The organism is Kribbella orskensis (assembly GCF_004342085.1).
GTDB lineage: Bacteria > Actinomycetota > Actinomycetes > Propionibacteriales > Kribbellaceae > Kribbella > Kribbella orskensis.
In genome coordinates this window covers 143,024-157,061 of record NZ_SLWM01000002.1, presented here as the reverse complement: position 1 = coordinate 157,061, position 14,038 = coordinate 143,024, and the positions used below count along the sequence as shown (strand labels likewise).

Genomic DNA, 14,038 nt, shown 5'->3' with positions numbered 1-14,038 from the left:
GGGGCTACCGCCACAATAGGAGGGGACGACAAGAGGAGTGGCGCCAACGATGGACAATACGACCGCAGATCAAACGGTGGACTACGAGAGCGAAGAAGCTCACGCAGGCGGCCTGCACGGCAGCACTCCGGCGGCCTGGACCGCCGTGACGATCGTGCTGGTCGGGTTCACCGTCGGAGCCATCGCGATGGTGATGGGGCCGAACTGGGTGTTGTTCTGGATCTCGGTCGGGATCGCCGTGGCGGGCGGCCTGGTCGGCAAGGTGATGCAGCTGCTCGGGTTCGGTGCACGGTCCAGCGACCACCACTGACGGACGGACCACAATCATGACTGTGCTTGACGACATCCTCGCCGGGGTCCGGGAGGACCTCGCGGAGCGCCAGGCGCGGGTCAGCCTGGACGACCTCAAGCTGGAAGCCCAGCGCAAGCCCGACGCCAAGGACCCGATGCCGGTGTTCCGCGGTGACGGGATCGCGATCATCGCCGAGGTGAAGCGGTCCAGTCCGTCCAAGGGTGCCCTGGCCGACATCGCCGACCCCGCCGCGCTCGCCTCGGAGTACGCCGAGGGTGGTGCGGCGGCGATCAGCGTGCTGACCGAGCAGCGCCGCTTCGGCGGCAGCCTGGAGGACCTGCGCGCGGTCCGCGGCCGGGTCGATGTACCGGTGCTGCGCAAGGACTTCATCGTGTCCTCGTACCAGCTCTGGGAGGCCCGTGCGGCCGGCGCCGACATGGTGCTGCTGATGGTGGCCGCGCTGGAGCAGGAGGCGCTGGTCTCGCTGATCGAGCGGTCCCACTCCATCGGGTTGTGCCCGCTGGTCGAGGTGCACGACGAAGAGGAGACGCTGCGGGCGGTGGACGCGGGGGCTCAGCTGATCGGCGTCAACAACCGCAACCTGAAGACCCTCGAGGTCGACCGGAACACCTTCGCCCGGGTCGCGCCGTCGATCCCGACCAACCTGGTCCGGGTGGCGGAGTCCGGCGTTCGAGGTCCGCATGATGTAATCGAGTTCGCGCGCGCCGGGGCCGATGTCGTCCTCGTCGGTGAAACCCTGGTGACCGGCCGCGATCCGCGGGCCTCGGTCGCCGATCTCGTCGCTGCGGGATCGCACCCCGCCATCCAGCAGCGTCACTGAGACGTGCCGGCCCCCGCCGAGGGGGTCGTCACCGAGACGTGAAACCCTTGTGTGAGCAGGGGTTTTGGAAGGCGAACATGACTGCTGTGCTGCCCGACCAGCTCGGGCACTTCGGCCGCTTCGGCGGCAGGTTCCTGCCGGAGGCGCTGATCGCGCCGCTCGACGAGCTGACCACCGCGTGGCAGCAGGCGATGGCGGACAAGACCTTCACCGACGAGTTCGAGCGGATGCTGCGCGAGTACGCCGGCACCCCGAGCCTGCTGTACGACGCGACCCGGCTGTCGGACGTCGTCGGGGCGCGGGTGCTGCTGAAGCGCGAGGACCTGAACCACACCGGCGCGCACAAGATCCGCAACGTGCTCGGCCAGGCGCTGCTCACCAAGCGGATGGGCAAGACCCGGGTGATCGCCGAGACCGGCGCCGGCCAGCACGGTGTCGCCGCGGCGACCGCGTGCGCCTACCTGGATCTCGAGTGCGTCGTCTACATGGGCGAGGTCGACACCGAGCGGCAGGCCCTGAACGTGGCCCGGATGAAGCTGCTCGGCGCCGAGGTGATCCCGGTCAAGACCGGCAGCCGGACGCTGAAGGACGCGATCAACGAGGCGCTGCGCGACTGGGTCGCCAGCGTCGGCAACACGCATTACCTGCTCGGTACCGCGGCCGGCGGGCACCCGTTCCCGGCCATGGTGCGCGACTTCGTCCGGGGGATCGGTGACGAGGCGCGGGCCCAGTCGCTCGAGCTGCTCGGCCGGCTTCCGGACGCGGCCGTCGCCTGTGTCGGTGGTGGCTCGAACGCGATCGGTCTGTTCGCCGCCTTCGTCCCCGACACCGAGGTGAAGCTGTACGGCATCGAGGCCGGCGGCGACGGGTACGAGACCGGCCGCCACGCGGCGACGATCACCGCGGGCCAGGTCGGCGTGCTGCACGGCGCCCGGTCGTACCTGCTGCAGGACGAGGACGGCCAGACGATCGAGTCGCACTCGATCTCCGCCGGACTGGACTACCCGGGCGTCGGCCCGGAGCACGCCTGGCTGGCGGAGACCGGCCGGGCGACGTACCGGCCGGCGACGGACGCGGCGGCGATGGAGTCGCTGCGGCTGCTCGCACGCACCGAGGGCATCATCCCGGCGATCGAGTCGGCGCACGCGATCGCCGGCACGCTGGAGATCGCCAAGGAACTGGGGCCTGAGGCAACGATCCTGGTGTGCCTGTCCGGTCGTGGTGACAAGGACATGGACACGGCCGGCGAGTGGTTCGGCCTGATCGACGGGAACGGCAAGGCATGAGCGACGTGAGCGCCGAACTGGGCAACGCGGGCACCGCGATCCGGAAGGCGAACGACGAGGGCCGGGCCGCGCTGGTCGGCTACCTGCCGGCCGGCTACCCGACCATCGACGGTGGCGTGGACGCGATCAAGGCGATGGTCGACGGCGGTGTGGACGTGCTCGAGATCGGCCTGCCGTACAGCGACCCGGTGATGGACGGCGTGACGATCCAGCGCGCCGCCGAGATCGCGCTGGCCGGCGGGCTGCGGATCCGCGACGTGCTCGGCACCGTCGAGAAGGTCGCCGCGTACGCCGATGTACCGGTGCTGGTGATGACGTACTGGAACCCGATCGAGCGGTACGGCGTGGATCGGTTCGCGGTGGATCTGGCCGCCGCCGGGGGAGCGGGCCTGATCACGCCCGACCTGATCCCGGACGAAGGCGCCGAGTGGATCGCCGCCGCCGACAAGAACGAGCTGGACAAGGTGTTCCTCGTCTCGCCGTCCTCCACCGACGCGCGGATCGGGCTCACCACGGCGTCCTGCCGGGGATTCGTCTACGCGACCGCCGTGATGGGCGTCACCGGTGCCCGTGACCAGGCCTCCGACCTGGCCGCGCCGCTGGTCGCCCGGACGAAGGCGACCACCGGGCTCCCGGTCGGGGTCGGACTCGGCGTCTCCGACGCGGACCAGGCGGCGGACGTCGCGGCGTACGCGGATGCTGTGATCGTGGGCTCCGCGTTCGTGAAGGCGCTCGACGCGGGCGGACCGGCGGGAGTGAAATCGCTCACGGAAAGCCTCGCTGAAGGGGTCCGGCGGGAACGTAGCACCCCCGTCGCTCGTTAGAACCGCCGTGAGTCGAACCAGGAACGCGGCCGTTTTCTTCGCCGCGGTGGCTCTGCTTGCCCTCGTGGGCTGCAGCAGCGGGCCGAAGCAGTCAGCCGACAACCCCGGTGGGGCGATCATCCGCACCCCGGCCGGTGACCCGAACGGGTTGCGCGGGGCAACGCTGGACCGGCCGTACTCGTTACCGGCCACCTCGCTGACCGACACCTCGGGCAACGAGTTCAACCTGGTCACGTCGACGAAGAAGCCGGTCACGCTGGTGTTCTTCGGCTACACGAACTGCCCGGACGTCTGCCCGACGGTGATGGCCGACGTCGCCTCCGCCTTGACCAAGCTGGACGAGTCGGTGCGCGACCAGGTTCAACTGCTGTTCATCACCACTGATCCGGCGAGGGACACCGGACCGGTGATCCGCAAGTACCTGGACCGGTTCGACCCGTCGTTCGTCGGGCTGACCGGCAACCTGACCTCGATCAAGGACATCGCCAAGGCCGTCGGCGTCCCGGTGGAGGGCATGAAGAAGCTGCCCTCCGGCGGGTACGAGGTGGGCCACGGCGCCCAGGTGCTCGGCTTCGGCGCGAACGACCAGGCCACCGTGCTGTGGCTGTCGAACGCGGCGATCGGCGACCTGGCGCACGACTTCGGCAAGCTCGTCGAGGAGAACCAGTGAAGCAGCAACCTTGGTTCCCGTGGGTGTCGCTGGTCGCCCGGCTGGTGCTCGGCGGTGTGATGCTGGTGGCCGGCGCGCTCAAGGTCACCGACCCGGAGGTCGCCGCGCAGGCGGTCCGGGCCTACGAACTGCTTCCGTCCGGGTTCGACAGCATCGTGGGGCTCGTGCTGCCTTTCCTGGAGATCGCGATCGGGTTGCTGTTGATCGTCGGTTACGGTGTCCGGCCCGCCGCCGCGGTGGCTGGAGTTTTCATGCTGGTGTTCATCGCCGCGGTGTCCTCCGCCTGGGCTCGTGGTCTGGCGATCGACTGTGGCTGCTTCGGCGGCGGCGGTCAGGTCGCGCCCGGCCAGACGAAGTACTTGCAGGAGATCCTGCGGGACGTCGGTCTGCTGGTGCTCGCGGGGTGGCTGTGGTTCAGCCCGCGCAGCAAGTTCGCGCTCGAATCGGATCCGCACGTGTCGACAGGAGTTACCGCGTCGTGAGCAAGACCCAGCCCAAGCCCCCGGTCAATCCGCTGCTGCAGCAGAAGCCGGCGGATCTCGCCGGCATCGTCATCGTGGTCGTGGTGGTGCTCGCCATCATCGCCGCGGTCGGCGTCGACTACTGGCGCAAGCACTCCAAGGTCGAGGTGACCACCAGCGGCCAGCCGGAGCCCGCGGTGATCACCGGACCCGGCACCAACGGCAAGGGCGTCACGGTCGGCAAGGCCGGCGCCAAGTCGCACATCGACCTGTACCTCGACTTCCGCTGCCCGCACTGCGCGGACTTCGAGGAGGAGTCCGGCCCGACCATCGACAAGCTGGTCCAGGACGGCACCGCCACCCTGACCTACTGGCCGCTGGCTTTCGTGAGCCCGGATGACTCGCCCCGGCTGGCGAACGCGTTCGCTGCGGCCGCCGCGAACGGCAAGGCACTGAGCTACGCCGACGGCATGTACGGCGACTTCTCCAAGGCCTGGACCACCGACCAGCTGATCGACCTGGGCAAGCAGCTCGGCATCGACGACCAGAAGTTCGAGGCGGCGGTCAACGACAACAGCTACCAGGGCTGGCTCGACTCGATCGCCCAGGCGGCCAACGACCGCAAGGTGGAAGGCACTCCCACGGTCTTCGTGAACGACAAGATGCTGAGTGGCGACCAGCTCACTCCTGAGGGCCTGGAGAAGGCCGTCGGGGCCACGAGCTGACGCGCCGAGTCCCCATCGTGACCACGTGTTGGTGGTCGCGATCGTGCCGGTCGAGTAGCGTTCCTGCTTGCCATGTCTAGTCTGCTGCCCGCCGTGATCATCCCGGCGTTCATCCCCAGTCCCAGCCAGGGCGTCTGGCACCTCGGCCCGTTGCCGCTGCGTGCCTACGCCATCTGCATCCTGCTCGGCATCTTCGCCGGTTACTGGCTGGGCCGGAAACGCTGGGTCGCCCGCGGCGGCTCGGCCGAGGTGCTCGCCGACATCATCATGTGGGCGGTGCCGTTCGGCCTGGTCGGGGCCCGGATCTACCACGTGATCACCGACGCCGAGCTGTACTTCGGCGAGGGCAAGCACCCGATCGACGCGCTGAAGATCTGGCACGGCGGCCTCGGCATCTGGGGCGCGGTCGCGTTCGGCGCGCTCGGCGCCTGGATCGCCTGCCGCCGGCACAAGGTGCCGTTCCTCGCCGTGGCCGACGCGATGGCGCCCGGAATCGCGCTGGCCCAGGTGATCGGCCGGTTCGGGAACTACTTCAACCAGGAACTGTTCGGGAAGCCGACGGACCTGCCCTGGGGCCTGGAGATCGCCCCGGGGCACCGGCCCCCGGGCTACATCGACTTCGCCACCTTCCACCCGACGTTCCTCTACGAAGCGATCTGGAACCTCGGCGTGATCGCCCTGGTGATCCTGGTCGACCGGCGCTACAAGCTCGGCCACGGCCGCGCCTTCGCGCTGTACGTCGCGGGCTACACGCTGGGCCGGGCGTGGATCGAGAACCTGCGGATCGACACGGTGAACGAGTTCGCCGGCCTCCGGTTGAACGTGTGGGTGTCGATGGTGCTGTTCGTGCTCGCCGTCGCCTACTTCGTCATCAGCCTCCGCCTGAGGCCCGGCCAGGAGGACATCTCCGGCGGTCCCGCGGCTGGCGGCGACAAGCCCTCCGACACCGCGGCGGATGCCGACGAACCGGCGGACACCGCGGCCGAGACCCCTTCCTCGGAGGAGGCGGTCCCGGCTGACGCGGACCAGCCGTCCGCGGACACCGCCGCCCCCGGCAGCGACAAGGACGCCAAGGTCGAAGCCGGATCCCCGACTGACAGGCCCCGTGACTGACCCCGTTGTACCTGCTGCCGGCGGCGAGGACTCCACCCCGCCGCCGACTTCCGGCGTACCGGGGGTGTCCGCGGAGCATTCCGGGGACCACACGCATCGCGATGTGACGGGTGGCTGGCTGCGGCCTGCGGTGTTCGGGGCGATGGACGGGCTGGTGTCGAACTTCGCGCTGATCGCCGGCATGGACGGCGGCACCGAGTCCGGGTCGCAGTTCATCGTGCTGGCCGGGCTCGCGGGGCTGGCGGCCGGCGCGTTCTCGATGGCGGCGGGGGAGTACACCTCGGTCGCCTCGCAGCGCGAGCTCGCCCGCGCCGAGATCGAGGTCGAGCGGCGCGAGATCCAGCGCCACCCCGGCGACGAGGAGCTGGAACTCGCCGAGACCTACGAGGCGAAGGGCCTCGACCCGGAGCTGGCTAGCAAGGTCGCCCAGCAGTTCCACGCGAACCCCGACCAGGCGCTCGAGGAGCACGTCCGCGAAGAGCTCGGCCTCGACCCCAACGACCTGCCGTCCCCGGTGGTCGCGGCGTCGTCGTCGTTCGTCTGCTTCGCGATCGGCGCGATCATCCCGGTCCTGCCGTACCTGCTCGGCGCCTCGAACGTGCTGCCCGCGCTGATCATGTCCCTCACCGCGCTCTTCATCTGCGGCGCGGTCGTCAGCCGCGTCACCACCCGCTCCTGGTGGTACTCCGGCCTCCGCCAGCTGATCCTCGGCGGCATCGCCGCAGCCCTCACCTACTTCGTCGGCACCCTGGTCGGCCCGGGCGTCGGTTAGCGACCCGCCTGGCGGGAGGCCTCGTCGATCACGTCGCCGAGCGCGACCAAACGCTCGACGTGATCACCTGGCGACGGCTGATCAAGTGACCACGCTGCCCGCGACACCGCGGTGAACGCTGCGGTCAGGACAGCACCTCGCCGTACCGCGGAATCTCCGCCGTGGGCGTCGAGCAGCGAGGAGAGCGGCAGGTCGGTGGCTAGCAGGAGGTAGCCGAGGTCGAAGCCGGCCGGGCCGAGGCCGAACTGCTCCCAGTCGAGGGCGATCACGTCGTCGCCCCACCTGCCACAGAGGTTCACCGGGTGGGCGTCGCCGTGCGTCGGGACTCGCGGCAGGGCGTCCAGTTCCGCCAGCGCCGCGTCCCGTCGTACCCACAGCGCCTGCACGGTCCGCCGCAGCGGCTCGTCGACTACCGGGGAGAGCGCAGTCCACCCTCCGCGGCGCTCTACCGTCCGCAGGCGGTCGCGTACGACGTCCCGAGCGCCCCACGCAGGCTCGACCACCCGGGCCTGCGCAAACCGCCCGAGAGCCCGCGCCAGCGCGAGCGGATCCACCACCGCGCTCTCGACGTACTCGGACCACAGACTGATCCCCTCCGCATCCCGGACGACCCGGAGGTACTCCGGCGTCCGCAGCCCGGGGGTCCGCGCGACGATGCCGGTCTCGGCGACGAGGGCCTGACGCTGCCAGTACGCGTGATGCCGCACGTCCTCCACGCCGGGCAGCAGCCTCTTCACCACCCAGCCCTCGCCGGTGACCCAGACGCCACCATTCGCCTGCCCGGTCCCGGACGTGAGCGGCTGCCAGTCGTCGTCCGGTCCCCAGGTCACAGGTGAATTCTCGGGGGCGTGTCTGGTGGGTGGGAAGGGGGTGCTGTCACCATGGGTAGATGAACGAGTGAGCGCTTGCTCACGTGGTGTGACAGTGGACTGTGAAAGGCGTTGTGACGGTGGAATGGCTGTCCATCTGTCGGGCGTCATGAGGTAGTCTCGGGGCTCCCGGCTTGGGCCAGTGTTGTCCCGCGGCCAGTTGTTGACCGTAGGACGACGGGAGCCCTGAATGTATGGTCGCCCCCCATTCCCGAGCGAGGGTCTGTACGACGGACGCCACGAGCACGACGCATGTGGTGTCGCCTTCGTCGCAACCCTCACCGGTGAACCGAGCCACGACATCGTGGCCAAGGCTTTGACCGCCCTGCGCAATCTGGAACACCGTGGTGCCTCCGGCGCCGAGCCCGATTCCGGCGATGGCGCCGGCATCCTGCTGCAGGTCCCCGACGCGTTCTACCGCAAGGTGTGCGACTTCGAGCTGCCCGTACCGCGGAGCTATGCGACGGGCATCGCCTTCCTTCCCGAGGAGGCCGACGACGCCGCCAAGGCCGTCGCCAGGATCGAGGAGCTCGCCGCCGAGGAGAACCTGACGGTGGTCGGCTGGCGCGACGTGCCGACCGACCCCGAGCTGCTCGGGGCCACCGCGCGGTCGGTGATGCCGGTGTTCCGCCAGCTGTTCGTGGCGGCCAAGGGCGGCCGGGTGATGGGACTGGCGCTGGAGCGGATGGCATTCCGGCTGCGCAAGCGGGCCGAGCGGGAGACCGCGACCTACTTCCCGTCGCTGTCCGGTCGCACCATCACCTACAAGGGGATGCTGACGACCGACCAGCTGGACAAGTTCTTTCCCGAGCTGACCGACCCGGACCTCGCCTCGGCGATCGGCGTCGTGCACTCGCGGTTCTCCACCAACACGTTCCCGTCCTGGCCGCTGGCTCACCCGTACCGGTACATCGCCCACAACGGCGAGATCAACACCGTGCAGGGCAACCGGAACTGGATGCGGGCCCGCGAGGCGCTGCTGGCCAGCGACCTGATCCCGGGTGACCTCGAGCAGATCTACCCGATCTGTACTCCGGACGCGTCCGACTCGGCGTCGTTCGACGAGGTGCTGGAGCTCCTGCACCTGGGCGGCCGCTCGTTGCCGCACGCGATGCTGATGATGATCCCGGAGGCGTGGGAGAACGCCACCACGATGGACCCGAAGCGGCGCGCGTTCTACGAGTTCCACTCCACCCTGATGGAGCCGTGGGACGGTCCCGCCTCGGTGGTGTTCTCCGACGGCACCAAGGTCGGCGCCGTACTCGACCGGAACGGCCTGCGCCCCTCGCGGTACTGGGTGACCGAGGACGGTCTCGTCGTCCTCGCGTCCGAGGCCGGGGTGCTCGACATCGACCCGGCCACCGTGACCCAGAAGGGCCGGCTCGAGCCGGGCCGGATCTTCCTCGTCGACGTCGACGCGCACCGGATCATCACCGACCACGAGGTGAAGTCGGCTTTGGCCGACGAGCACCCGTACGACGAGTGGCTGCACGCGGGCCTGATCCGGTTCGAGGACCTGCACGAGCGCGAGCACGTCGTCCACAGCCACGCCTCGGTGACCCGGCGCCAGCAGGTGTTCGGGTACACCGAGGAAGAGCTGCGGATGCTGCTCACCCCGATGGCGAAGGCCGGTGCCGAGCCGATCGGCTCGATGGGCACGGACACCCCGATCGCCGTACTGAGCGACCGGCCGCGGCTGCTGTTCGACTACTTCGCCCAGCTGTTCGCCCAAGTCACCAACCCGCCGCTGGACGCGATCCGCGAGGAGCTCGTCACCTCGCTGTCGTCTTCGCTGGGGCCCGAGGCGAACCTGCTCAACCCGAGCCCGGCGTCCTGCCGTCAGGTGGTGCTGCCGTTCCCGGTGATCACCAACGACGAGCTGGCCAAGCTGCGGCACATCAACCTGGACGGCGACCTGCCGGGCCTCGCGACGACCGTGCTGCGCGGCGTGTACGAGGTCGAGGGTGGCGGCGCCTCGCTGAAGGCCAGGCTCGAGGAGATCTGCGCGGAGGCCGACGCGGCCATCGCGGACGGCGCGCGCATCCTGGTGCTGTCCGACCGGCACTCGAACGCCGAGAACGCGCCGATCCCGTCGCTGCTGCTGACCGGCGCGGTTCATCACCACCTGGTGAGGGAGAAGACCCGCACGCAGGTCGGCCTGGTCGTCGAGGCGGGAGACGTGCGTGAGGTCCACCACGTCGCCCTGCTGATGGGCTACGGCGCGGCCGCGATCAACCCGTACCTGGCCCTGGAGTCCGTCGAGGACCTCTGCCGCCGCGGCACCTACCTGCCCGGGATCGAGCCGGAGCAGGCCGTCCGGAACCTGGTGAAGTCGCTCGGCAAGGGCGTCCTCAAGGTGATGTCGAAGATGGGCGTGTCCACCGTCGCGTCGTACACCGGTGCGCAGATCTTCGAGGCCAACGGCCTGTCGCCGGACCTGGTCGACGCCTACTTCACCGGTACGTCGTCCAAGCTCGGCGGGATCGGGCTGGACGTCATCGCCGAGGAGGTCCGGCGCCGGCACCTGCGGGCGTACCCGGCGGACGGCATCGTCGCCGCGCACCGCAAGCTCGAGATCGGCGGCGAGTACCAGTGGCGCCGCGAGGGCGAGCCGCACCTGTTCGACCCGGAGACGGTGTTCCGGCTGCAGCACTCCACCCGCACCGGGCGGTACGACATCTTCAAGCAGTACACGGCCCGGGTGGACGAGCAGTCCGAGCGGCTGATGACGCTGCGCGGCCTCTTCGGGTTCAAGTCCGGCCGCGACCCGATCTCTATCGACGAGGTCGAGCCGGTGGCGGCGATCGTCAAGCGGTTCTCCACCGGCGCGATGAGCTACGGCTCGATCAGCGCCGAGGCGCACACCACGCTGGCGATCGCGATGAACCGGCTCGGCGGCAAGTCGAACACCGGTGAGGGCGGCGAGGACTCCGACCGGCTGCACGACCCGGCCAGGCGCAGCTCGATCAAGCAGGTCGCGTCCGGCCGGTTCGGCGTCACCGCGGAGTACCTGACGAACTCCGACGACATCCAGATCAAGATGGCGCAGGGCGCGAAGCCCGGCGAGGGCGGTCAGCTGCCCGGGAACAAGGTGTACCCGTGGGTGGCGAGCACGCGGCACTCCACCCCGGGCGTCGGCCTGATCTCGCCGCCCCCGCACCACGACATCTACTCGATCGAGGACCTGGCCCAGCTGATCCACGACCTGAAGAACGCGAACCCGTCCGCACGGATTCACGTGAAGCTCGTCTCGGAGGTTGGGGTCGGCACGATCGCCGCCGGCGTCAGCAAGGCGCACGCGGACGTCGTACTGATCTCCGGCCACGACGGCGGTACTGGTGCGGCACCGCTGACGTCGCTCAAGCACGCGGGCGGTCCCTGGGAGCTCGGCCTCGCCGAGACCCAGCAAACCCTGCTGCTGAACGGTTTGCGGGACCGGATCGTCGTACAGACCGACGGCCAGCTCAAGACCGGTCGGGACGTCGTCATCGCAGCTCTGCTTGGCGCGGAGGAGTACGGCTTCGCCACGGCCCCGCTGGTCGTCTCGGGCTGCATCATGATGCGTGTCTGCCACCTGGACACCTGCCCGGTCGGCGTCGCGACGCAGAACCCGGTACTGCGTGAGCGGTTCTCCGGGAAGCCCGAGTTCGTGGTGAACTTCTTCGAGTTCATCGCTGAGGAGGTCCGGGAGTACCTGGCGGAGCTGGGCTTCCGGTCGCTGGACGAGGCGATCGGTCACGCCGACGTGCTCGACATCCAGCGCGCGGTCGACCACTGGAAGTCCGACGGGCTCGACCTGACGCCGATCCTGCACGTGCCCTCGCTGCCGGAAGGTGCTTCGCGGCACCAGACCGTGCTGCAGGACCACGGGCTCGACAAGGCGCTGGACAACGAGCTGATCCGGATCTGCGCACCCGCGCTCGAGAACGGCGAGCCGGTCCGGGCGCAGCTCCCGATCCGGAACGTGAACCGGACCGTCGGCACCATGCTCGGCCACGAGATCACCAAGCGGTACAAGGCCGCGGGGCTGCCGGACGAGACGATCGACCTGACCTTCACCGGGTCGGCCGGCAACTCGTTCGCCGCCTTCGTCCCGCGCGGGGTGACGCTCCGGCTGGAGGGTGACGCCAACGACTACGTCGGCAAGGGCCTGTCCGGTGGCCGCGTGGTCATCCGGCCGGACCGGCACGCGCGCTTCGACGCGGCCGATCAGATCATCGCCGGCAACGTCATCGCGTACGGCGCGACGTCGGGCGAGCTGTTCATCAGCGGTGGCGCGGGGCAACGGTTCTGCGTGCGGAACTCCGGAGCCACCGCCGTGGTCGAGTCGGTCGGCGACCACGCCTGCGAGTACATGACGGGGGGTCGCGTCGTGGTGATCGGCGCGGTCGGCCGGAACTTCGCGGCGGGCATGTCGGGCGGCGTGGCCCACGTGCTCGACCTGGACCGCGCCTTGGTGAACCCGGAGCTGGTAGACCTGCTCCCGCCCACCGAGGACGAGTCCGAGCTGTTGCACGACCTGGTCCGCAGGCACCACGAGGAGACCGGTTCGGAGCGGGCGGCCAAGCTGCTCGGCGACTGGACCGCCGCGGCCGCCAGGTTCACCACGGTGATGCCCCGCGACTATGCCCGGGTGCTGGCGGCCAAGGCGGCCGCCGTGCGCGACGGGCTGGACGCGGACGCCACCACGCGAGCGATGATGGAGGCCATCTGATGGCTGACCCGAAGGGATTCCTGACCACTCCGCGCGAGGTCGCCGAGCGCCGCCCGGTGGAGGAACGCAAGCAGGACTGGAAAGAGGTCTACCCCGGTGGCGCCGGCAAGGCACTGTTGCCGATCATCACCAAGCAGGCCGGGCGCTGCATGGACTGCGGCATCCCGTTCTGCCACTCCGGCTGCCCGCTGGGCAACCTGATCCCGGAGTGGAACGACCTGGTCTGGCGCGACGACTGGACCGGCGCGATCGAGCGGCTGCACGCGACGAACAACTTCCCGGAGTTCACCGGCCGGTTGTGCCCGGCGCCGTGCGAGCCGGCTTGCGTGCTGGGGATCAACCAGGAGCCGGTGACGATCAAGAACGTCGAGGTCGCGATCATCGACAAGGCCTGGGAGTCCGGCGACGTCCGGCCCCAGCCGCCGGAGTGGCTGACCGGCAAGACGATCGCCGTGGTCGGCTCCGGCCCGGCCGGTCTCGCCGTCGCCCAGCAGCTGACCCGGGCCGGTCACACCGTCGCCGTGTACGAGCGGGCCTCCGCGCCCGGCGGGCTGCTGCGGTTCGGCATCCCCGAGTTCAAGATGGAGAAGTCGCAGGTCGAGCGCCGGATCCAGCAGATGAAGGAAGAGGGCACTGTCTTCCGCTCCGGAGTCAACGTCGGCGTGGACGTCACCGGCACCCAGCTCAAGCAGCGGTACGACGCCGTCGTGATCGCGACGGGTGCCACCGCGGCCCGGGACCTGCCGGTGCCGGGACGCGAGTTCGGTGGCATCCACCAGGCGATGGAGTACCTGCCGCAGTCCAACAAGGTCGCGCTGGGGGAGACGGTCGAGAACCAGATCGTTGCTACTGGCAAGGATGTGGTGATCATCGGTGGCGGTGACACCGGCGCCGACTGCCTGGGTACGGCGCATCGGCAGGGTGCCCGTAGCGTCACCCAGCTGGAGATCATGCCGCGCCCCTCGGACGAGCGGCCGGCCGGACAGCCCTGGCCGACGTACCCGATGATCTACCGGGTCGCCTCGGCCCACGAGGAGGGCGGCGAGCGGGTCTACGCCGTCTCGACGAACAACTTCGTGGCCGATGACGACGGCAACGTCTCGGGCCTGGACCTGGTCGAGGTGGAGCTCGTCGACGGCAGGTTCACCCCCGTCGAGGGCTCGGAGCGGACCATCCCGGCGCAGCTCGTGCTGCTGGCGATGGGCTTCCTCGGTCCCGAGCGGGAAGGTTTCCTCGAGCAGCTCGGCGTGGACCTGGACGAGCGCGGCAACGTCAAGCGCGACAAGTCCTACCAGACGTCGGTAGAAGGCGTCTTCGCCTGCGGCGACGCCGGCCGAGGCCAGTCCCTCATCGTCTGGGCCATCGCCGAAGGCCGCTCCTGTGCCGCCGGCGTAGACACCCACCTGACCGGCTCCTCCACCCTGCCCACACCGATCCCACCGACCGCCCGACCACTGGTGGTCTGAGTTGA

Annotated in this window: 12 protein-coding genes; 11 read left to right on the top strand and 1 reads right to left on the bottom strand. The window is 69.7% G+C overall.

Going from position 1 to position 14,038, the window contains the following annotated elements:
- Nucleotides 1–49 precede the first annotated feature (49 nt).
- The 9 genes from EV644_RS05835 to EV644_RS05795 all read left to right on the top strand — a co-directional run bounded on the left by EV644_RS05835 (nt 50) and on the right by EV644_RS05795 (nt 6,984).
- A complete protein-coding gene (locus EV644_RS05835) occupies nt 50–310 on the top strand; it encodes an HGxxPAAW family protein (protein WP_132188199.1) in 261 nt (86 codons plus the stop codon).
- Between the two features lie 16 nt (nt 311–326).
- Nucleotides 327–1,133, top strand: a complete 807-nt coding sequence (trpC, locus tag EV644_RS05830) for an indole-3-glycerol phosphate synthase TrpC (protein WP_132188200.1) — start codon at nt 327–329, stop codon at nt 1,131–1,133.
- Nucleotides 1,134–1,210: 77 nt separating this feature from the next.
- Complete coding sequence (gene trpB / locus EV644_RS05825) at nt 1,211–2,419, top strand: tryptophan synthase subunit beta (RefSeq protein ID WP_132188201.1); 1,209 nt, start codon at nt 1,211–1,213, stop codon at nt 2,417–2,419.
- Nucleotides 2,416–3,243 (top strand): tryptophan synthase subunit alpha, encoded by an 828-nt coding sequence (trpA, locus tag EV644_RS05820; protein WP_132188202.1) that lies wholly within the window; start codon nt 2,416–2,418, stop codon nt 3,241–3,243. Before trpB ends, trpA begins: the two co-directional genes overlap by 4 nt.
- A gap of 7 nt (nt 3,244–3,250) precedes the next feature.
- Nucleotides 3,251–3,913 carry an SCO family protein gene (locus EV644_RS05815; protein ID WP_241998027.1) on the top strand — a complete coding sequence of 221 codons (663 nt, stop codon included), beginning with the start codon at nt 3,251–3,253 and terminating at the stop codon, nt 3,911–3,913.
- Nucleotides 3,910–4,395: a MauE/DoxX family redox-associated membrane protein gene (locus tag EV644_RS05810; protein ID WP_241998028.1), complete on the top strand. Its 486-nt coding sequence runs from the start codon at nt 3,910–3,912 to the stop codon at nt 4,393–4,395. The genes EV644_RS05815 and EV644_RS05810 overlap by 4 nt, the downstream gene beginning before the upstream one ends.
- On the top strand, nt 4,392–5,099 hold the full coding sequence (locus EV644_RS05805; protein ID WP_132188203.1) for a DsbA family protein: 708 nt from the start codon (nt 4,392–4,394) through the stop codon (nt 5,097–5,099). The genes EV644_RS05810 and EV644_RS05805 overlap by 4 nt, the downstream gene beginning before the upstream one ends.
- Before the next feature lie 72 nt (nt 5,100–5,171).
- Entirely contained in the window at nt 5,172–6,212 is a 1,041-nt protein-coding gene (gene lgt, locus EV644_RS05800; RefSeq protein ID WP_132188204.1) for a prolipoprotein diacylglyceryl transferase, read from the top strand.
- Nucleotides 6,205–6,984: a VIT1/CCC1 transporter family protein gene (locus EV644_RS05795; protein ID WP_241998029.1), complete on the top strand. Its 780-nt coding sequence runs from the start codon at nt 6,205–6,207 to the stop codon at nt 6,982–6,984. The genes lgt and EV644_RS05795 overlap by 8 nt, the downstream gene beginning before the upstream one ends.
- Here EV644_RS05795 and EV644_RS05790 read toward each other — a convergent pair.
- The gene (locus EV644_RS05790) at nt 6,981–7,814 is read right to left on the bottom strand and encodes a phosphotransferase (protein ID WP_158292747.1); all 834 of its coding nucleotides are present in this window, start codon (nt 7,812–7,814) and stop codon (nt 6,981–6,983) included. The genes EV644_RS05795 and EV644_RS05790 overlap by 4 nt on opposite strands.
- Before the next feature lie 229 nt (nt 7,815–8,043).
- Here EV644_RS05790 and gltB point away from each other — a divergent pair, with 229 nt between their 5' ends.
- Nucleotides 8,044–12,567, top strand: a complete 4,524-nt coding sequence (gene gltB, locus EV644_RS05785; protein ID WP_132188206.1) for a glutamate synthase large subunit — start codon at nt 8,044–8,046, stop codon at nt 12,565–12,567.
- On the top strand, nt 12,567–14,033 hold the full coding sequence (locus tag EV644_RS05780; RefSeq protein WP_132188207.1) for a glutamate synthase subunit beta: 1,467 nt from the start codon (nt 12,567–12,569) through the stop codon (nt 14,031–14,033). The genes gltB and EV644_RS05780 overlap by 1 nt, the downstream gene beginning before the upstream one ends.
- Nucleotides 14,034–14,038 lie beyond the last annotated feature (5 nt).

Coding starts and splice junctions, on each gene's coding strand:
- gltB (WP_132188206.1), top strand. CDS start 8,044: ATGTATGGTCGCCCCCCATTCCCGAGCGAGGGTCTGTACGACGGACGC.
- lgt (WP_132188204.1), top strand. CDS start 5,172: ATGTCTAGTCTGCTGCCCGCCGTGATCATCCCGGCGTTCATCCCCAGT.
- EV644_RS05780 (WP_132188207.1), top strand. CDS start 12,567: ATGGCTGACCCGAAGGGATTCCTGACCACTCCGCGCGAGGTCGCCGAG.
- EV644_RS05835 (WP_132188199.1), top strand. CDS start 50: ATGGACAATACGACCGCAGATCAAACGGTGGACTACGAGAGCGAAGAA.
- trpC (WP_132188200.1), top strand. CDS start 327: ATGACTGTGCTTGACGACATCCTCGCCGGGGTCCGGGAGGACCTCGCG.
- trpB (WP_132188201.1), top strand. CDS start 1,211: ATGACTGCTGTGCTGCCCGACCAGCTCGGGCACTTCGGCCGCTTCGGC.
- trpA (WP_132188202.1), top strand. CDS start 2,416: ATGAGCGACGTGAGCGCCGAACTGGGCAACGCGGGCACCGCGATCCGG.